Source organism: Xenorhabdus ishibashii (assembly GCF_002632755.1).
Taxonomy (GTDB): domain Bacteria; phylum Pseudomonadota; class Gammaproteobacteria; order Enterobacterales; family Enterobacteriaceae; genus Xenorhabdus; species Xenorhabdus ishibashii.
In genome coordinates this window covers 237,809-256,303 of record NZ_NJAK01000002.1, presented here as the reverse complement: position 1 = coordinate 256,303, position 18,495 = coordinate 237,809, and the positions used below count along the sequence as shown (strand labels likewise).

General features: G+C 43.0%; 19 protein-coding genes. 13 read left to right on the top strand and 6 right to left on the bottom strand.

What is annotated here, in order from left to right; genetic code table 11:
- The first annotated feature begins 5 nt into the window (after positions 1-5).
- On the top strand, positions 6-920 hold the full coding sequence (locus tag Xish_RS16790; protein WP_099118969.1) for a LysR family transcriptional regulator: 915 nt from the start codon (positions 6-8) through the stop codon (positions 918-920).
- A 171-nt stretch (positions 921-1,091) separates the two neighbouring features.
- Positions 1,092-1,775, top strand: coding sequence for a dethiobiotin synthase (gene bioD, locus Xish_RS16785; RefSeq protein WP_099118968.1), 684 nt, complete (start codon positions 1,092-1,094; stop codon positions 1,773-1,775).
- A 51-nt stretch (positions 1,776-1,826) separates the two neighbouring features.
- On the opposite strand, the gene Xish_RS16780 is transcribed toward bioD, so the two are convergent.
- The 3 genes from Xish_RS16780 to ydfG form a co-directional block, all read right to left on the bottom strand.
- Positions 1,827-2,159, bottom strand: coding sequence for a DUF1161 domain-containing protein (locus Xish_RS16780; RefSeq protein ID WP_244186202.1), 333 nt, complete (start codon positions 2,157-2,159; stop codon positions 1,827-1,829).
- A 30-nt stretch (positions 2,160-2,189) separates the two neighbouring features.
- Entirely contained in the window at positions 2,190-2,549 is a 360-nt protein-coding gene (locus Xish_RS16775; RefSeq protein WP_099118967.1) for a DUF1283 family protein, read from the bottom strand.
- A 69-nt stretch (positions 2,550-2,618) separates the two neighbouring features.
- Positions 2,619-3,365 (bottom strand): bifunctional NADP-dependent 3-hydroxy acid dehydrogenase/3-hydroxypropionate dehydrogenase YdfG, encoded by a 747-nt coding sequence (ydfG, locus tag Xish_RS16770; protein WP_099118966.1) that lies wholly within the window; start codon positions 3,363-3,365, stop codon positions 2,619-2,621.
- A gap of 432 nt (positions 3,366-3,797) precedes the next feature.
- Here ydfG and Xish_RS16765 point away from each other — a divergent pair, with 432 nt between their 5' ends.
- From Xish_RS16765 to Xish_RS16735, 7 genes are all read left to right on the top strand, one after another.
- The gene (locus Xish_RS16765) at positions 3,798-5,228 is read left to right on the top strand and encodes a gamma-aminobutyraldehyde dehydrogenase (protein WP_099118965.1); all 1,431 of its coding nucleotides are present in this window, start codon (positions 3,798-3,800) and stop codon (positions 5,226-5,228) included.
- A gap of 16 nt (positions 5,229-5,244) precedes the next feature.
- Complete coding sequence (locus Xish_RS16760) at positions 5,245-6,018, top strand: nuclear transport factor 2 family protein (RefSeq protein ID WP_099118964.1); 774 nt, start codon at positions 5,245-5,247, stop codon at positions 6,016-6,018.
- Positions 6,019-6,071: 53 nt separating this feature from the next.
- Complete coding sequence (locus tag Xish_RS16755) at positions 6,072-6,827, top strand: FadR/GntR family transcriptional regulator (protein ID WP_099118963.1); 756 nt, start codon at positions 6,072-6,074, stop codon at positions 6,825-6,827.
- A gap of 27 nt (positions 6,828-6,854) precedes the next feature.
- Positions 6,855-7,607 carry a cache domain-containing protein gene (locus Xish_RS16750; protein ID WP_099118962.1) on the top strand — a complete coding sequence of 251 codons (753 nt, stop codon included), beginning with the start codon at positions 6,855-6,857 and terminating at the stop codon, positions 7,605-7,607.
- A 36-nt stretch (positions 7,608-7,643) separates the two neighbouring features.
- Positions 7,644-8,930, top strand: a complete 1,287-nt coding sequence (locus Xish_RS16745) for a 4-aminobutyrate--2-oxoglutarate transaminase (protein ID WP_099118961.1) — start codon at positions 7,644-7,646, stop codon at positions 8,928-8,930.
- A 96-nt stretch (positions 8,931-9,026) separates the two neighbouring features.
- Positions 9,027-9,392 (top strand): DUF805 domain-containing protein, encoded by a 366-nt coding sequence (locus Xish_RS16740; RefSeq protein WP_099118960.1) that lies wholly within the window; start codon positions 9,027-9,029, stop codon positions 9,390-9,392.
- 25 nt (positions 9,393-9,417) lie between these two features.
- The gene (locus Xish_RS16735) at positions 9,418-10,959 is read left to right on the top strand and encodes an NAD(P)/FAD-dependent oxidoreductase (RefSeq protein WP_099118959.1); all 1,542 of its coding nucleotides are present in this window, start codon (positions 9,418-9,420) and stop codon (positions 10,957-10,959) included.
- A gap of 303 nt (positions 10,960-11,262) precedes the next feature.
- Here Xish_RS16735 and Xish_RS16730 read toward each other — a convergent pair whose 3' ends face one another.
- Positions 11,263-11,721, bottom strand: coding sequence for a YaiI/YqxD family protein (locus Xish_RS16730; RefSeq protein WP_099118958.1), 459 nt, complete (start codon positions 11,719-11,721; stop codon positions 11,263-11,265).
- Between the two features lie 85 nt (positions 11,722-11,806).
- Between Xish_RS16730 and Xish_RS16725 the strand changes: the two genes are divergently transcribed.
- Together Xish_RS16725 and Xish_RS16720 are read left to right on the top strand one after the other, a co-directional pair.
- Positions 11,807-12,586, top strand: coding sequence for a helix-turn-helix transcriptional regulator (locus Xish_RS16725; protein WP_099118957.1), 780 nt, complete (start codon positions 11,807-11,809; stop codon positions 12,584-12,586).
- A gap of 39 nt (positions 12,587-12,625) precedes the next feature.
- The gene (locus Xish_RS16720; protein WP_208614863.1) at positions 12,626-12,967 is read left to right on the top strand and encodes a transglutaminase-like domain-containing protein; all 342 of its coding nucleotides are present in this window, start codon (positions 12,626-12,628) and stop codon (positions 12,965-12,967) included.
- 43 nt (positions 12,968-13,010) lie between these two features.
- On the opposite strand, the gene Xish_RS16715 is transcribed toward Xish_RS16720, so the two are convergent.
- Positions 13,011-16,067, bottom strand: a complete 3,057-nt coding sequence (locus Xish_RS16715; protein WP_099118955.1) for a Tn3 family transposase — start codon at positions 16,065-16,067, stop codon at positions 13,011-13,013.
- 125 nt (positions 16,068-16,192) lie between these two features.
- On the opposite strand from Xish_RS16715, the gene Xish_RS16710 reads away from it, so the two are divergent.
- Positions 16,193-16,858, top strand: coding sequence for a recombinase family protein (locus Xish_RS16710; protein ID WP_244186200.1), 666 nt, complete (start codon positions 16,193-16,195; stop codon positions 16,856-16,858).
- Between the two features lie 88 nt (positions 16,859-16,946).
- A complete protein-coding gene (locus Xish_RS16705; RefSeq protein ID WP_141554000.1) occupies positions 16,947-17,357 on the top strand; it encodes a hypothetical protein in 411 nt (136 codons plus the stop codon).
- Positions 17,358-17,450: 93 nt separating this feature from the next.
- Here Xish_RS16705 and Xish_RS16700 read toward each other — a convergent pair whose 3' ends face one another.
- Complete coding sequence (locus Xish_RS16700; protein WP_099118953.1) at positions 17,451-18,473, bottom strand: serine hydrolase domain-containing protein; 1,023 nt, start codon at positions 18,471-18,473, stop codon at positions 17,451-17,453.
- Between the last annotated feature and the right edge of the window lie 22 nt (positions 18,474-18,495).

The following is an 18,495-nucleotide window of genomic DNA, read 5'->3' as shown; positions in this document are numbered from 1 at the left end:
AAATAATGACTACTAATATTGAACTCAGACACTTGCGTTACTTTATTGCCGTGGCAGAAGAATTGCATTTTGGACGTGCAGCAGAACGATTGAATATTTCACAACCACCATTAAGTCAGCAAATCCAGGCGCTGGAAGCGAATATCAAAGCTCAATTACTGGTACGTAATAACCGAAATGTCAATTTAACACCTGCTGGACAGATGTTTCTTCAGGAAGCATATCAAATCATTTCCCAGGTTGATGCTGCGGCAACCAAAGCAGCCAGAATGCAGCAAGGGGAGTTAGGGGAAATATCTATTGGCTTTACATCCACCACACCTTTTATGCAAAAAGTCACGCTAAGTTTACGTCAATTTCGAGAACGTTATCCTGATGTTGCCATTCATATGCATCAAATGAATACCAAACAGCAAATAGCACCTTTGCAGACAGGCAGAATTGATATAGGCATTATGCGTAATACATCATTGCCCGATAATCTGGAACATCAGTTACTCTTTCGTGAGCGTTTTATGTTGGCAGTATATGATGATCATCCTCTGCTGAAATACGCTAATGAAGGTGTTGATTTGGAGATGCTATCTGATTATCCACTGGTTTTTTTTGAACGTGATGTAGGGACAGCACTGTATGATGAAATTATTTCCCTATTGGCTAATGTAGGAGTGGTGCCGACGATTTCTCAGGAAGCGGGCGAAGCAATGACAATATTAGGATTAGTTGCTGCGGGATTAGGGATAAGCATTATTACAGAATCGTTTACCCGAATGAAACTGGATGGAATTCAATATCTGCCTTTAGCAAACAATCCTGCTTATTCCGAAGTTTGGTTGGTTAAACATAAAAGTTGCAATAACAGCGCTGCGGCAGATCGGTTAACACATCTTCTGATTTCAAACATAGTTGAAGTAGTGTGAATTATATAATAGCGAATTACTATTCGAGCTAATGCAAGGATAACATCCATCACGCAAAACATTGAGCTAACGCAATCCCTACCTCAAACACATCTCCTACACTCTAACCTTGCTCATTAAAGAGAGTAAGTAACCGATCAATCTGCTCTGTTATTACGGAAAAATGAATTTATGTTAACGCGCTTATTTGTTACAGGCACGGATACCAACATCGGTAAGACAGTTGTTACCCGCGCATTATTGCAAGTCTTTAATCGTGAAGGAGCAACCGCAATAGGATATAAGCCTATTGCGATAGAAAAACATGAAACTCCGGAGGGAATACGTAATCGTGATGCCTTAGTCATACATAAATCTTCACCGGTGCAAGTGGATTATGAAGAAATTAATCCTGTTATTTGGGAAAACAATTATGAAGAAAAAAATCGCGCTGATTTTACTCAAATGACAAAAGGTTTAAAAAATTTAGGCTATAAAGCAGATCGTATCGTCATTGAAGGTAACGGTGGTTGGCGTATGTTACTGGAAAATGAAACGTTTTATTCTGATTGGGTTGTGCAAGAAAAACTTCCCGTCATTTTGGTAGTTGGTATTCAGGAAGGTTGTGTTAACCATGCTATTTTAACTGCACAATCCATCATAAATGATGGTGTATCCTTGATTGGCTGGATTGCCAATCGCATCAACCCAGGACTAGCGCATTACGCTAAGGTACTGGAAAGATTACAGCGTCACATACCAGCGCCACAATTGGGGGAAATACCTTATCTTTTAAGACCAGAAGAGCGTGATCTATCTTGTTATCTGGATGCTTCTACGATATTGGCATTTGATAATTCTCCCCTTGATGATTAAAAATAAAAGGGAGCAAGTTATTGCTCCCTTTTCCAAAAGTCAAAAAGAATATTACTCTTTGCTTTTCTTGTTATTTTTTGTTTCGGTTGGAGTTGCATTAGCTGTGTTAGTGTGAGAAAGACGGACATAGACTATTTTTTGTTTACCATAATCACAATGACCAACAACTTTTCCACTACGTGTAGTATTGTTTTCGGTAACTTGATCACTAGGGACTAGCTCAAGTCTAAAATCCGTTTGTGGAACACCATTTTTGATAATTTTCTGCGCAATTTCTTCTTTCAGGCTTTCACATGTCATCTTTTGTGAAGCTTGTGCTTGCACCACAAAGGGAGAAAACGCAAAGAACAAAGCCCCAGTCAGTAGGATCTTTTTCACCATCATCTCCTTATCTTGATGTCGGTGTGAACTTTATTAAGGTTTAATCGGGCGACCTGTATTGATATCCAGACAACGTTTCGTGCCTGGCTCCCAATATGCATCAATATTGGCACTTTTCAAACAGGCTTCACGATTATCAACTTCCATCTCGTACTTATCAAACTCTTTCTCTTTACGGTCGTCCACTTTCTGGCGCAATTTTCTCTGTTCATTCCATTCTTCTTTGCTTTGACGAGCTATTTCTTTGCTCAAGGAATTTTCTCCGCCATTGATGGTGGTTACACACGTGCTTTCTGACGCACAAGGCGTAGAAAACGCGGATGTCTGCCAGAAGAGAGAAAACACCAGAGCAGTGGCAGAAACACTTTTAATAATCAAAGAACGAACGTTCATTTCTGAGCCTCTTTTACTATGTTACTTAAACTATAAGACTAAACCATTTAATGGAACTGCCAAAAAACATTAGTCTCTATATACATTTAAACCCGCGAACGATTGACAAACTGGCATCATTTCTAATGTATTAATATTGACGCGAGAAGGTAAGTTAGCCACCCAAAATACTGCTTCTGCAATATCATCTGCTGTCAATGCATCAGCACCTGCATAAGTTTTATCAACTTTCCCCTTATTACCTTTAAAGCGAACATGAGAAAATTCCGTTCCTCCAACCAAACCAGGTTCAATATCGGTGACTCGAATATTCTTTCCATGTAGGTCGGCTCTCAACCCTAAACTAAATTGTTTGACAAAGGCTTTAGTCGCACCATATACGTTACCACCAGCATAAGGCCAGCTTGCTGCGGTGGAACCAATATTGATAATGTGCCCATGATTAGCTTGCATCATATTAGGCAACAAAGCCCGTGTCATGTTCACTAATCCTTTCGTATTGGTATCAATCATTGTTTCCCAGTCATCAGGGTTAGCTTGGTGAGCTGGTTCTAACCCTAACGCAAGCCCTGCATTGTTCACAAGAACGTCTATATTACGTAGGCTATCTGGTAGTTGCAGAACTGTTTTCTCGATTGCAATGCGGTTTCTCACATCAAGTTGGATGGGGTGGAAGTTTTCACCCAATTCATTTTGCAACTGATCTAATCTATCCTTACGGCGACCTGTTGCGATAATGATAGAACCATGTTTGATAAATTTTCTTGCAATTGCTTCACCGAAACCAGAAGTTGCCCCTGTCACAAAAACAATCATAATTATCCTCTTATCTACAATTTATTATCCTAATATCCATATTAGTAGAAAAAGTTGTTTCTTATTAGTCAAGAATAAATTATAAGTTTATTTATAACCAACTGTTTTTTAAATAAATAATTTAACTGTAATTTAAAATTTTTAGAATTTTAAATACAGATCTGGATAAGCACAAACGCGCTAACCCAATCACCTGTCTTTCACCGCCCGACGATGTCTCTATCTATCCAGCCCGTAAAATATGTAATTTTCGATCCTTCTCACAGATTTGAATATTTTTTTCTGACGAGAACACTTAAAGTTACACGTATGTATATAACTTCACTCAAATTTTTACACTTTTGCTACAAATTTGACTAAAATGCAACCGTTAAATATATTAAATCATAGGTTATATTTTATCCATTTAATCCATAAGGAGAGGAAGTAACCATGCCGATACCAACGCTAAGACATTTCATTAATGGTCAGTATATTGAAACTAAAGGTTCCGAATATTTTGATCTGGTGAGTCCGGTCACGGGTGAATCTTATGCGCGTTCTCCTAACGCGACCGCGGCGGATGTTGATGATGCATATGCATCGGCTAAAGAGGCATTTAAAATATGGGGGCGCAGCACACCCTCTGAACGTCAGCGCGCGTTGTTAGCGCTGGCTGATACGATAGAAAAAAATGCTGAACGTCTGATTGAATTGCAAAGCCGTAATACAGGGCAGCTCAAGCACCTGATTGCTTCCGAAGAAGTTGCAACGTCTGTCGATCATATTCGCTTCTTCGCCGGTGCGGCTCGTTTTTTAGAAGGAAAGGCCACTGCTGAGTATCTCCCTGATATGACTACCAGTATTCGGCGTGAACCACTAGGTGTAGTGGGGCAGGTTACCCCGTGGAACTATCCGTTGATGATGGCGGTGTGGAAGGTTGCGCCTGCGTTGGCAGCAGGTAATACAGTAGTGCTTAAACCGAGTGATACCACGCCAGAGAGCACTCTGTTGCTGGCTGAACTTTCCGCTCCGTTCTTCCCTACCGGTACTTTCAACGTCGTGTTGGGTAATGCCAGTGCAGGTGCCTTAGTCGTTTCACATAAAACACCAGCCATGGTTTCTATCACTGGTTCTACACGTGCAGGTTTGCAGGTTGCTTCTTCGGCGGCGGCCAATCTCACCAGAGTGCATTTGGAACTAGGTGGTAAAGCACCAGTGGTTATTTTTGCCGATGCGGATATGGATAAAGCGGTGGAAACTATTGCTACTGCTGGGTATTTTAACGCTGGTCAGGATTGTACGGCGGCTTCACGTGTACTGGTACATGAATCTATTCACGATATCTTTGTCACTAAATTGGTGGCGGCAGCTAAAGCTACCCGTTTTGGCAATCCCGAAGATAAAGATGCGCTGTATGGGCCGCTTAATAATGTTCGTCAGTTGGAGCAGGTCAAGGGGTTTATTGCACGTCTTCCCGTTCATGCTCGTATTGAAACGGGAGGGTGTCATGCCAATCGTTCAGGATATTATTTTGAACCTACGGTGATTACCGGTCTGGAACAGCACGATGAAGTGATTCAGACCGAAATTTTTGGCCCTGTCATCACAGTGCAGAAGTTTTCAACCGAAAAGGAAGCTATAGAGAAAGCTAACGATGTGAAATACGGGTTGGCCTCCAGCGTCTGGACCCGTGACCATGGTCGGGCATTGCGCCTGTCTCGCGAGCTTGATTTTGGAACTGTCTGGATTAACACCCATATTCCCCTTACAGCAGAAGCACCACATGGCGGCTTCAAAAACTCTGGGTACGGGAAAGATTTGTCGGCTTATGGTTTCGAAGAATATACACGCATTAAACATGTGATGAGTTCCAACGATTGATACAAGGACACCCACAATGAATCAAAATAGATCTTCGCGCGATCTGGTATCACATGCGCACTACAAGCTGTTTACTGACCGTGATGTGGGAGCGCTTGAACGTTACTTTGCGCCGGATTTCATCGAGCATTCCCCGTTGATTAAAGACGGTCTTGTCGGACTGCGTGAGCTGGTTCAGTCACATCCTGCACTGCATTATGAGACATCTCGCGTACTACAGGACGGCGATTTGGTTGCTATCCACGGTTGTTTCACGGGGCTAGACGATCAGCCGTTGGTTGGTTTCGATTTGTACCGCGTGGCTGATGGCTTAATTATGGAACACTGGGATGGGTTAGTACCGCAGTCCATGCCCAACGCCAGTGGCCGAACTCAGTTAGATGGTCCGACTGAAACAGGTCATAGCCGTGACAAAGAGAAGAATCGTGAACTGGTCGTTAATTTTTTCACGCGAACCTTGATCGAAGGGCACTATGATGAATTCGGAAACTATACCAATGGTGAAGAATTTCGCCAGCATAGCCCCGATATTCCCGACGGTACGGCCGCAGTCGTTGCGTTTCTTAAGCAACTTAAAGATGAAGGAAGGGGACTGCATTATACAAAAATACACCGTACAGTAGCTGACGGGCAGTTTGTCCTGACTCATTCAGAGGGGAATATTGCCGGAACACGTCATAGCTACTTTGAGCTATGGCGCGTCGAGAACGGCAAAGTGGCTGAACTTTGGGATGCTATCTCACCAGTACCAGAGGATGCACAAGCGCTGCATTGCCACGGCATTTTTTAGTGTTGTTTTCAGACATGTTGAAATCCAGCGTTATTTCAATCAGGAATTAGAGAATGACGGCATATTCCATCGTCTACGCACCTCTCGATCAGGCAACCAGAACCGAACAGGTTGTGGAACGTTTAAGTAACGCGATTATCTCAGGAATATTACAAGCCGATGAGCAGTTACCTAATGAAAACGAATTATCGCGGTTGTTGGGTGTTTCACCGGTAACTGTTCGTGACGCCCTGAACACGCTGCGTGCCAGACAGTTGATCGATACTCGGCGAGGACGCCATGGCGGTAGTTTTGTGTGTCAGGTTTCTATTGAGACAATGCAGAAATATCACCCGTTGCGGATGATGGCTTCGGGAGAACTGGCGGATTTCAGCGAATTTCACTGTGCAGTGATTGGTCACAGCGCGAGGCTTGCGGCTCAACGTTCAACTCCAGGTGAACTGAAAAAGCTTGGGCAATTGATTGAAAATTTTGCTGCCGCAACGCAGCCGGATATCCGTATGCAGACAGATATGCGTTGTCTGTTAACCCTGGCATCTCAGGCACAGTCAGCCAGGCTTGCCAATCAAGAACTGGAGATTCAGGCTGAATGGCTGTCTTTAGTGGTGATTTTGTACCGAGAAGATGCCATTCATAGTGAAGTTGCCTCTGCCTGGAATACACTTCTGGCCGCTCTGTATAAGGGGGATAGCCTCGCCTGCTACCAGCTTGCACAGAAGATGATTACCCAAATTACTGACCGCCTGCTTGAATGCAAATTGCGTATGGATACAGATGCGCCATTCTTGCAGGGATCTTATCGTAAGTAATGGGTCGCATTCATCACTGGGGGATATATGTACAACGACATACATGCAGAACGCGCCAGGAGTATCCTGAATGATATCCTTGTCGCGGCTCAGCGAGCCACTGCAACTTTAGCGGATAGGACAGCGCGTATTTTATTAGAGCTGCCGTTATATCGTACAGAAGGTATCCGCTTGGCGCAGGATCAACGCAACGCATTGCAAAAACATATTCATGAAGTACTACATCACAACGTCTGGTGCAATGGGGCGGGATTTGCCAGCTACACGGTAACGAAGACGGTTGAGAAGGAGAGTGATTACTGGACACTGGAGTGGTGGCGTCAGGAAGGAAATATCATTCAGTACGCGCAGTTGGAGCAAAATCAAGAGCAACGCAGACGTCTAGATTTCCGATTATTTGAGTGGTTCAGGCAACCAGCCAGTCGCCATCTTCCTGTTATTGACGGCCCTTATGTGGATTATGTCTGTAATGGCGCTTACACGATTACGATAGCTCATCCGGTACTTATCGGTAAGGAGTTTGCTGGTGTTGCGGCGGTGGATATTCTGGTCTCGACACTGGATCGGTTACTTTTGCCGATTTTGGGTGCTATCGGTAAACCAGCATTAATTATTAATGACGATGCGCGTGTCGTGACTTCAACAGTGCCAGGAGTGCGTTCAGGTTCACTATTGAAAAATCAAGATATTAACCAGTCAGTCAGTGGTGAAACACTTTCACTGCGTTTGATTATTCTACCGTCATCACATACTGAATCACTCAGGGAATTTGTCTGCTGAAGCCTATTTATTCAAATTACTCAGGAGTTTTTATTTATGGTTGAATCTATGTTAGCTAAAAGGCGCAGTGCGGCTATCGCAAAAGGCGTAGGCGTAACCACGCAAATCTATGTTAAAAATGCGGAAAATGCCGAAATCTGGGATACTCAGGGGCAACGTTATATTGATTTTGCTGCCGGTATCGCCGTAGTGAATACTGGCCATCGTCACCCGCGCGTCATCGCCGCAGCCAGAGAGCAGTTGGAACAATTTACTCATACCTGTCATCAAGTAGTGCCTTATGAAAATTATGTAACGCTAGCCGAACGACTGAATCATCTGGTGCCGGGTAATTTTGCGAAAAAGACTGTCTTTGTTACTACTGGGGCTGAGGCAGTAGAAAATGCCATAAAAATCGCACGTGCTGCTACCGGACGCAGTGGTATAGTGGCTTTCAGCGGCGCTTTTCATGGCCGTACCTTCCTGGGTATGTCATTAACAGGCAAAGTTGCACCATACAAAATGGGATTTGGTCCGCTAGTCAGTGACATTTACCGTGTTCCGTTTCCGGTAGGATTGCATGGTATCAGCGTAGAACATACATTGAATGCGTTAGAGAATCTCTTCAAAACCGATATTGAACCCACGCGCGTTGCTGCCATCATCATCGAACCGGTACAAGGCGAAGGCGGTTTCTATCCTGCACCTCCCGAACTACTCAAAGCCTTACGCGAAATTACCGATCGCTACGGTATTGTACTCATTGCTGATGAGATTCAGACTGGTTTCGCACGTACGGGTAAACTGTTTGCTATGGAACATCATGAAGTTGCAGCCGATCTGACCACGATGGCAAAAGGTTTAGCAGGGGGATTTCCTCTGGCGGCTGTAACGGGACGATCAGAACTCATGGACGCCGTAGTACCAGGAGGTTTGGGGGGAACTTATGGAGGTAATCCGGTGGCGATTGCGGCTGGTCATGCGGTGCTGGATGTGATCGAAGAAGAGATGCTGGCTGAGCGTGCGGTGCAATTGGGAGAACGGCTAAAGCAATGTTTGCATGAACTGAGACCTCATGTCCCACAGATTGCTGATGTGCGTGGGATTGGGCTGATGATTGCGGTGGAGTTTAACCGTGCGGACAGTCAGGGGCCTGATGCCGATTTTACCAACTTAGTGCGTCAGAAAGCACTGGAGCGAGGTCTGATTCTGTTGACGTGTGGTGTACATGGCAATGTGATCCGTTTCCTTCCGCCGCTGACCATACAAAGTGATGTTTTTGACGAAGCTCTCAATGTTCTGAAATCTGTGCTGCTCGATCTGAACTGTAAAGAGGGAAAATAATATGAGTTACTCTGTCGCTTAACTGGGGATATCCAAGGAAGGATATGCTCGTAGCGGCAGGGAGGAACCCGTGCTGGTTCATAAGAGAGGACAACAATGTACTGGTATTTAAATGTACTAAAGAATTATACCTGTTTTCGGGGACGGGCTCAGCGTAAGGAATTCTGGTATTTCTTTCTATTTCAGATCCTTGCTGTTTTCATCATCTCTTTTCTGGAAAGGCTGTTTGCTGTTGCCAATCCCGAAATTTATATGGGGTGGTTCAGTGCTATCTATCTACTGATCACATTTTTACCGACGTTAGCAGTAAGTGCTCGCCGTCTGCACGATATCAACTGTAGTGCCTGGTGGCTACTGTTACATCTTATTCCGTTTGTTGGCACTGTTATTTTATTGATCCTCGCCTCTTTAAAAGGGCAGTCGGATAGCAATAAATACCCCAATCCAGGGGCTAACGGATAATTTCAGGTCATAAAGGAGTGCTGAAATGGCAATGAACAGAAGAGATTTTATCTCTACTGCCGCAACCTTCGTAGGGGCAGGAGTACTTTCATCCATACTTCCTACTACATCTTTGTTCGCACAAACCTTAACTGCAATTGATGCTCCGGTCATCAATATTGACCAACTTCGGCCAATACTGTTGCAAGATGCACAATACAGAACCAGTCTGTTAGGGTTGGAGCCGCGTATCTGGAATTGGCATAGAGACGTGGCTACCAACGTCATGCCAACTAACTATTATGAGGCTTCACTGGCTGACTGGCCGGCTTTTGGCAGCTTTTCCAGCGACCAGAATTGCGAGGTTGTAGTTATTGGCGGTGGGTTATTGGGTGCTTCCACTGCATTGCATCTTGCTGAAGCTGGCGTGGATGTGATTCTGGTTGAAAAGGATAACATTGGTTCGGGAGCTTCTGGCCGTAATGGAGGACAGATGACTCCTGGCATTGCCCGTTGGGATGCGGAAACCATACTAGAAAAATTTTCACCCGATGAAGCCAAACGTTTATGGCGTTTTGCATCGATTGAAGCGATGGATCTTGTGGATGAGCTCCGCGAGCGTTACGGCTTTGAATGTGACCGCAAATATGGTCATATCACCGCAGCAATACACCCAGGTCACATGGGGCCATTAGTAGCTAATGCTGATGCCCGTCGCCAACTGGGAGATAGGGCGGTAAAGGTTATTGGATCACACGAATTGCAGGAAGAATATGTGCGTTCGAGTATCTATCATGGTGCCAATATCGATGATATCGGTGGCCAAGTTCAACCTCTGGCTCTGCTAAGAGGTCTGGTTTATGGCTTTGTTAGACTGGGGGGACGAGTCTATGACAGTACAAAAGTGAAAGGTATTAAGCAAGATGGCCGCAGCACAGTCATAGAAACTGAACGGGGAGTTATCAGAGCGAATAAAGCCGTGGTACTGGGGGTGCATAGTTCCACGGATGAGTTTATCTCAGGCCCTTCCACGACAGTACCTTTTTTCACTTATGTAGCGGTAACACCGCCGTTGCCAGTGGATATTAAAGAACTGATCCCATCAGATTTACCAGTTTACGATACACAGTTACAGATAGACTATTATCGTGCGGTGCGTGACAATCGCCTGTTATTCGGTGGGCAGGGTACAGGCAACTCCTGGTCACCGCGTGATGTGAATAACTACTTGCTCGATCGTATCAGAACTGTATTCCCGCATCTGGAGGATCCCGAACTGGAATATTCTTGGGGTGGGATCAGCGATCTGACCTTGAACGGTGCCACTGATGCCCGTAAAAGTGGTGACAGCATCCCTGTGTATATGGTTCATGGCTGGAGCGGACATGGGGTGGCACAAACAGTACGCATTGGCAAAGCCATCAGCGACGATTTCACCGGGCGCAACCAGGACTTTACTATGCTTACCAGCATCCACCACACGAGAATTCCGCTAGGTTCTTATCTCTCACCGATGGCTATCCCATTAATTAAAGGTGCTCTGGGGGTAATGAGCACAATTAATCCGGCAGATATAGTTTCGTTTTGATATCACATGATATATACACTACCGTTAAAGAGGAGGCCGGAGAAAAACGCCAGGCCTCCCAGATTTTTAGCTTTTATCCCTGTATTTTACATTACAACTTTGCTATTACATCTATGGTTCTCATAATCTATATTATGTTAAATAAAGAAAATACAAACATGAACTAGCTTCCCATATTCTGACTCTTTAGCGAGCGGCTGTTAACAAATCCTCCCACGGCTCTACGCAGAGAAGATGTTTGCCAGTGTAGTTCCCTCTTCGATTATGACAGTGTGACGAAAAAGAAAGGAATTGAGTCGTCTTTCATTTAAGGATACTTTTTTGTTGCAATAACCAGTTATCGAGTTCATTTGCGAACCGCTGGCGATCACGCTGGTTTAACGTAGCAGGCCCTCGTGTTTGAATTCCACTCGCTCGCATCGTATCCATAAAATCACGCATGACTAGGCGTTCACGTATTGTCGCCTCACTATAACGCTCACCGCGCGGATTGAGTGCCACTGCACCTTTTTCGATCACTTCAGCAGCAAGAGGAATATCTGCTGTAACCACTAAGTCACCGATTTTTGAGCGACGAACAATTTCATTGTCAGAAACATCAAATCCAGCTTGAACTCGCAACGTATGTAAAAAAACGGATGCAGGTACATTTAATTGTTGATTTGCCACAAATGTAATTCGTACTTTTTCACGTTCTGCTGCACGATATAATATTTCTTTTATAACCTTAGGACATGCATCAGCATCTACCCATATAGACATAAAAAATCCTTCTAAACTTCATATTTTTAGCTAATATACAGCAACGATGGTGAAAAAACAGCCAGAATGGACATAAGGAGGAAAGATGACAACCAACGCAGTCATTGCGGAAGATCATCTGTCATTGATAAGTGAGAATATAAGTACATCTGCTCATCGTCATGCTTTTTTACATCTGATTATATCTCAAACTCAGCAACCTATTTCAATAAATATTGAAGAGAACTCTATTGTTAGTAAAGCTATATTAATTAATAGCAAAGTAATGCATACAATTTCTCTAGTTCAACAGCCATTTTGGATAATATTAATTAATCATACTTCATCACTAGCATATTGTTTGCAGCATCAATATTTATCAGAAAACAAACCTTTTTCTTGTTTTTCTGACTTCATTTCAGAAGCGTTATCCCTTAACGCGGAAAATCTTCAAAATGGAAAGTTGGACGTCTCGCACTATAACACAGTGTGGAAAAGACTGCTTGCTATCTTAGCAATTAATCACTGTTATCTTATCCATGAGATCAATGATCAACGTATTCAACAGGTGCTTACAACAATTTCTTCGGCAAATGAACTTACTGCTCAACAAGATTCACTATTAAAAGCTATTTATTTATCTAAAAGCCGCTTATCTCATCTTTTTACAGATATGACCGGCAGTAGTTTAAAAAGTTATTTGCTCTTTCAGTGCTTGATGCGTGCCCTTTGGCTGATTGCACAAGGCAATCGCATCACTGATGCCGCACTGAAATGTGGTTTTGACTCCCCTTCTCATTTATCTGCCACATGTCGGAAATTAATGGGAATAAAACCAAGCTTTGCCAAACATGTCAGCCAATTTTTGAAAGTTCCAGAGGAATAAATCTCCTACATTGTTATCTACTCAAGCAGTAGGAGAATAATGATGGATAGGTATTTAGTAGAAACACATTTGTTAGATTTTGAGGCTGAGAGTATCCAGCAATTAATTGAATCACGTCATTGGCGATCACTTTCTGATAGTGAGAAAGTCAAATCTGTTTATAATTTTGTCCGTAATGACATTAAATTTGGTTTTAATGAAGATGATTCATTAACTGCATCATCAATCTTGTCGTCTGGTTATGGCCAATGTAATACAAAATCTATCTTATTTATGGCACTGTTGCGCGCACTTAAAATACCTTGTCGTTTACATGGTTTCACTATCGATAAAATCTTACAAAAAGGGGGTTTGCGCCCAATTCAGCGAAAAGTTCCATGATGTTAAAATTATTTAATTATTTCAAAATCCTAAATGAAAATGATCAGCCTGCTTCCTCGTAAACATCATACTCATCACTATCATCCATCTTTGATTCGAGCAGCGGGTCTACATTTTCTAGCAGACTGTCAAGACTGAATGTGTCGCTTTGTTCTGCGAAGATGTAGTTCCCTGCCAACTGGATATGGCTCCAGGCCACTGGGGAGAGATTGGCCAGTATTTCAATTGCCTCACTGTTACCTTGTTTTTCAAATCGTTCTACCAGTCCGGATAACAAGGCTGAATTGTAGTAGATAATGCAATTGGCAATCAGACGGGCGCAATCGTTCCATTGTTCAACCTGATAATCATTTCCGCCTCGAAACTGATTTCCATTGACAGACGCGATGGCTCTTCTGAGCTGATGATAGGCTTCTCCCCGATTCAATGCCTGTTGCACAAACTGTCTCAGTGTCTGGTTGTCCATGTATTCAAGCAAATAGATACATTTAACTAACCTGTCATACTCACGTAGGGCAGACAACGTCGAGTGAGTTCTCTTGCCATTTGACAGCTTTCTGACCACGATACTCTGATTGGTTGCCTTGCGGCTCAATGAACAAACAATATGCTGGATACGTTCCCATTCATCCATGATTAACTTGTTCTTTATCGGTTTTTTCAAAGAAATATGGAGTTTTTCACCCAGCAAGGTGATATCGAACAATTCTTCAAAGATTTTTTTGAACTTGGCATAACGAGGGGCAAACTGGTAACCGAAAATATCCAGCAAGGCAAAATTGACATTATTGATCCCATGATTATCCGTCGAAACCGAGAGCGGCTGGATATCACTGCTGTTGTTATAGAGCAGGTCAAAAGCAAAATGCCCCTCAAACTCATTCGGGGCGTTCACGGTAGTATTGATTGGAACATGATTGACGACCAGCGATAATGCTGATACCCCTTTACCTTTGCGGAAATACTTGGCAGAAAAGCGAGCCTTGAATGTGTTTATCCGGCAACCGTGTTTTTGTCCATCGATACTGCCAAAAGGTGCGGCCTCATTGATGGTGTAATACTTGAATATGGATAAGCGGGCGATCGCATTAGAAATAATATCATTGGCGGCATGGGTCGTTTCCGGCCGGATATAACTATCATTGACAGCCCGGAGTGCTCCTACGCTGCGATCGGAAACGGCGGCTATTCGATGCAGGCCATAGTTTGCTCCGTTGCCGAAAATACAGGCTATCAAATCACCTTCCCGTACCTCTGACTCTTTCTTATAGGTTGTTATGTTTTCAAGGGCGCTGAGATAACCTGTTTTGCGGTTGACGTAACTCATGATCTCAATAATTCCTTTGTGCTTGAGCTGGCTGTAAACCGGGTTGTCAATACCAGTTTTCCAGCGACGGTTCGCCAGACTCCATGTCAGACGGTTAGAGCGGGGCTGGCACTTTACGAAATCATTGGCATCAGCATTAATGTTAGCTGTTACGCGATCAAGCAAGGTATTTAACCTCATTTCCAACTGCATCAGCGTCTGGTTAATGGGATCACTAAGACGATTAAGTCCTGTTTTCTCAATCAGCTCTGGTTTTTCCGTCACCCAGACATCCACCGGAATAAGGTCATCTTCCAGACGTTTATTCTTTTCACTCTCACTCACATAGATCCTGCCGCTGTTGATCATATGATCAATCCGGTGATACAAATAGAACTCAAACCGCTGGAGATGGACGTCATCGCCATCAAGAAGATAACGCCGGTCGCGTGGGCGGATGAATTCCTGCATCACACACGTGATCCGTTTGTGCTTGTCCAGATCAGCTTTTGCCCTGGTTATTTGTTCAGCCATCAGAGGCTGGTCAGGGGAACACTCAATATCGATAGCCCTGAACAGTTTGCGCAGAGAGTTTGATGTTCTGCGGGCGTGTTTGTCGGTGTATTGCCATTGGTAGTCAACCAGATCAAAGTTCTCCTTACAAAGATGCTGGCTGATTTTTCTCATATCAGCTTCATCAATCAGTGAAAATGCCTGCTTACGAATTTCACCAAACGGAACACTGTCACTGAGTGTATTATCAACAAATAAGCTCAGAACGTTGCCGGCATACTTAAGCTTATTTCTGACCACTTCCAGTTCTTCAGCGACTTTTTGCTGGGCAAACGTTTTTGCGGATTCATGATGTTTTGTTACAAGATGGCAAAATGCGGTCACCAACCTGTCATTGTTTTCCCGGTATCGAAAAAAGAGATAACAACTCAGATAGAGCAGCCCCTGCCACTTGGGCATTCGCCTGATCTTATAAACTGAACGGTGCCTTACAACGGAGGCATAATAGAGCATGTTTCCACGGGATAATCGAAGAGCCTCGAGCAGAGATTTTAATTCAGGGTAAATACTTTTTATGGTTCTGTGCGTATTCAGCTCACGCTCCAGTTCTGATGGCGAAAAGCTGCGGGCTGATCCCTTATCTCCGGACAGGCTGTTAAGCAGTCCTTTGTCTGCCATGATGCTCTGTAGGGTGTGAACCGTATTTTCCGACATTTGTCGGGACAGAATGGCTTCGGTTCGCTTTCTTTCGGCACTGAGTGTCCGAGTGACAAGCGTCTGGATAGTACTGTATGCCGGAAGGGCAATACGCTGCTGACTAAAGAATGCGATACATTCATCGAACATGTATCGGGGATCAGTATAGATGGTTGCGACATCCTGGAGACGTAAGACCAGATTGTCAGTCATGGAGGATGTTAGCTGCTCAAAACTAAGCAAGGCCAGAACCTGACTGATTAACCGGGATCGGGTTGATTTGACCAACTCAGTGTATCGTGGTTTTGCACCTGAAAAGTAGGTCTGGCAAATATACTGAACATCCGGTCTGACGTCCTTCAAATGGAATTTGGGAATAACGGGCTTAGCTCGGAAATACCCAATAAAGAGAATGAAATAAATACGGTTTTCGAGTTTCTCCATTGCGCGGATGTGCTCAAGAAGTGTGTCATTCAGGGCAAAATATTCTTCACGTTCTGTCTGACTGAATTGCGGTCGGCGATACAGCTCATCAATTTCATCGGTTTTAAGAATTTGTATCCGGCTTGGGCGCGTCGGCTGCATGTTTTTCCTTGATAGATCTTTTTACCAAAAGAGGTTGTCAAAAACGTTCACGGCGAGTGCTGATAGGGTGTACTCTTAATACACTGGCGAAATACGGTGCAGAAAATACCTCAAAACAAGGTATAATGCACCAAAATAATGACACCATGTATAGTGAACTGATGAAAACCCCTGTGCGGATTTACGGATACTTGAGGGCATCAACCGATGAACAGGATGCTTCAAGGGCAAAAGATGAGCTGATTGAGTTTGCAAATGGATTGGGAACTCAGGTTGCTTGCTGGTTCGAAGAAAATGAATCCGGTGCCCAACTCCGTCGCCCAGAATTATTTCGTTTACTTGATGTTGCTATGCCGGGCGATGTGATCTTGGTTGAACAAGTTGATCGGCTCAGTCGGTTGAATACAGCTGACTGGGAAAAACTAAAATATATGATTAACCATAAGGGACTGAAGGTCGTTTCTCTGGATCTTCCAACCAGCCACCAATTCATGAAGAAGACAGACGAATTCACTGAACGTATGCTGGCTGCGTTAAACAATATGATGCTTGATATGCTTGCGGCAGTTGCCAGAAAAGATTACGAAGACAGGCGTCGTCGTCAGGCTCAGGGGGTAAAGAAAGCCAAGCAGGAAGGTAAATACAAAGGCCGACCGATAGATAAGAACCTGCACCAAAAAATCGAAGGTCTTCTCAGGGAACACAAAAGCTATAACTATATTGTCGATTTGCTCGGTTGTTCTAGACACACAATATCGAAAGTATCGAAAGAGATAAAATTTATAGAATGAATTTCATTGTAATATATTGAAATTAATTAATTTATTCTCATTCGTGGAACTTTTCGCTGAATTGGGCGCAAACCCCCAAAAAGGAATTATGAACGGAACTCTATATGAGAGAATGCCTAAAGAAATTTCTCATACTTGGGTTGAAGCCTATATAGATGGGCAATGGTATAACTTCGAAGGCGTTATTCTTGATTTGCTTTACTTATCTGCATTGCAAAAAAAATACACGCATCATAATGGAGTATTTATTGGTTACGGTATAGCCATTGAAGAGTTACAAAGCCCGCCGATTGAATGGAACGGCAATAATGATACCTATATCCAGCGTGCAGGAATCATACAGGATTTTGGTCTATTTGATGACCCTGACAGCTTCTTTGCACAACATTCACAGAAACTCAGTGATGAAGATAAATCACTATTTGCCAATAAGTTACGTCATCAAATTAACGAGAATATTACTAAAATCCGTCAACAGAACTTTAGTGAATTAAAATAATTTCATTTCTTATAAAAGACAGAAAAACTTTCTGTCTTTTATGTCAGTTTTTTAGGAACTAGTTATTATTCATCACAAAAAACAATAAAATAGTTACTTTTCTTTTAGCAAAATATCAGCAATATTATAACTTAACGCTTGAGTATCAATAAGTTCCTGATTACTCAAAACAGCAATAGTTAAACGTGAATTTGGCAAACGTATAAAATAAGCTCTGTAGCCTGCCCATCCGCCGGCATGTTCCAAACTCGGCTCTGCTAAGTGATTGTGGTGCTCTAAACCAAATGCATAAGGTTCATGGTTTTTAACCATATCTCCAGTAGATGTTGTTTTTGGTAATGTTTGAGTCATGCGTTGGACTAATGATTCTCCTCCAACCCTACCGTGAGATAAATTTTCGCCCCATAGCATCAGGTCTCCAACAGTTGAGTGTACCGCCCCATCACCTGTATGTGTCCATGGCGATTCAAAAAGTTGACCTTCTTGACTATATGCTCGTGCAAATTCGACTGCTATTGGATATTCATCAACAATGAATGTATTTTTCATCCCTAGTGGTTTGAAAATACGTTCTTGACTGAATTCACTCAGTTTCACCCCACTTACTTTTTCAGCCACTTGTGCCAATAAAAAGTATCCAGTATTGCTGTACTCAAATACTGTTCCTGGCACAAATACAGATTGAGATTGAGCATATAAGTGATGCAATGATTGCTCAATTGTTAATGGATCTTGTTCATTAATACCAATCGATTCAGCTAGCTCCATATAATCAATTAATCCGCCAGTATGATAGATTAAGTGGCGCAGAGTAACAGGCTCTGCGTAACTACCTAAATCAGGAAGGAATTTTACGATTGAGTCATCTAACGATAAATAACCATCATTTTCTAACAATAGGATTGTAAATGCAGTGAATTGTTTTGAAACTGAAGCAATATTAAATACACTGTCTATTGAAAGGGGTTTATGCGATTCTAAACAAGCTAATCCTATAGAATCTTGATAGATTAAGCCATTGTCATATTTGGCCATATAGACAACACCGGGAGCATGTTTATCAAATGGTGTTAAAAGTTCATTTAGTGCTTTGATGATTTGGTAATTTTTCTTCATAATTAATTCTTATATCTACTTT

Bases quoted from the DNA above. Each gene is read 5' to 3' on its own strand.
- Xish_RS16790 (WP_099118969.1), top strand. From the start codon at position 6: ATGACTACTAATATTGAACTCAGACACTTGCGTTACTTTATTGCCGTG.
- bioD (WP_099118968.1), top strand. From the start codon at position 1,092: ATGTTAACGCGCTTATTTGTTACAGGCACGGATACCAACATCGGTAAG.
- Xish_RS16780 (WP_244186202.1), bottom strand. From the start codon at position 2,159: ATGATGGTGAAAAAGATCCTACTGACTGGGGCTTTGTTCTTTGCGTTT.
- Xish_RS16775 (WP_099118967.1), bottom strand. From the start codon at position 2,549: ATGAACGTTCGTTCTTTGATTATTAAAAGTGTTTCTGCCACTGCTCTG.
- ydfG (WP_099118966.1), bottom strand. From the start codon at position 3,365: ATGATTGTTTTTGTGACAGGGGCAACTTCTGGTTTCGGTGAAGCAATT.
- Xish_RS16765 (WP_099118965.1), top strand. From the start codon at position 3,798: ATGCCGATACCAACGCTAAGACATTTCATTAATGGTCAGTATATTGAA.
- Xish_RS16760 (WP_099118964.1), top strand. From the start codon at position 5,245: ATGAATCAAAATAGATCTTCGCGCGATCTGGTATCACATGCGCACTAC.
- Xish_RS16755 (WP_099118963.1), top strand. From the start codon at position 6,072: ATGACGGCATATTCCATCGTCTACGCACCTCTCGATCAGGCAACCAGA.
- Xish_RS16750 (WP_099118962.1), top strand. From the start codon at position 6,855: ATGTACAACGACATACATGCAGAACGCGCCAGGAGTATCCTGAATGAT.
- Xish_RS16745 (WP_099118961.1), top strand. From the start codon at position 7,644: ATGGTTGAATCTATGTTAGCTAAAAGGCGCAGTGCGGCTATCGCAAAA.
- Xish_RS16740 (WP_099118960.1), top strand. From the start codon at position 9,027: ATGTACTGGTATTTAAATGTACTAAAGAATTATACCTGTTTTCGGGGA.
- Xish_RS16735 (WP_099118959.1), top strand. From the start codon at position 9,418: ATGGCAATGAACAGAAGAGATTTTATCTCTACTGCCGCAACCTTCGTA.
- Xish_RS16730 (WP_099118958.1), bottom strand. From the start codon at position 11,721: ATGTCTATATGGGTAGATGCTGATGCATGTCCTAAGGTTATAAAAGAA.
- Xish_RS16725 (WP_099118957.1), top strand. From the start codon at position 11,807: ATGACAACCAACGCAGTCATTGCGGAAGATCATCTGTCATTGATAAGT.
- Xish_RS16720 (WP_208614863.1), top strand. From the start codon at position 12,626: ATGATGGATAGGTATTTAGTAGAAACACATTTGTTAGATTTTGAGGCT.
- Xish_RS16715 (WP_099118955.1), bottom strand. From the start codon at position 16,067: ATGCAGCCGACGCGCCCAAGCCGGATACAAATTCTTAAAACCGATGAA.
- Xish_RS16710 (WP_244186200.1), top strand. From the start codon at position 16,193: ATGCACCAAAATAATGACACCATGTATAGTGAACTGATGAAAACCCCT.
- Xish_RS16705 (WP_141554000.1), top strand. From the start codon at position 16,947: ATGAACGGAACTCTATATGAGAGAATGCCTAAAGAAATTTCTCATACT.
- Xish_RS16700 (WP_099118953.1), bottom strand. From the start codon at position 18,473: ATGAAGAAAAATTACCAAATCATCAAAGCACTAAATGAACTTTTAACA.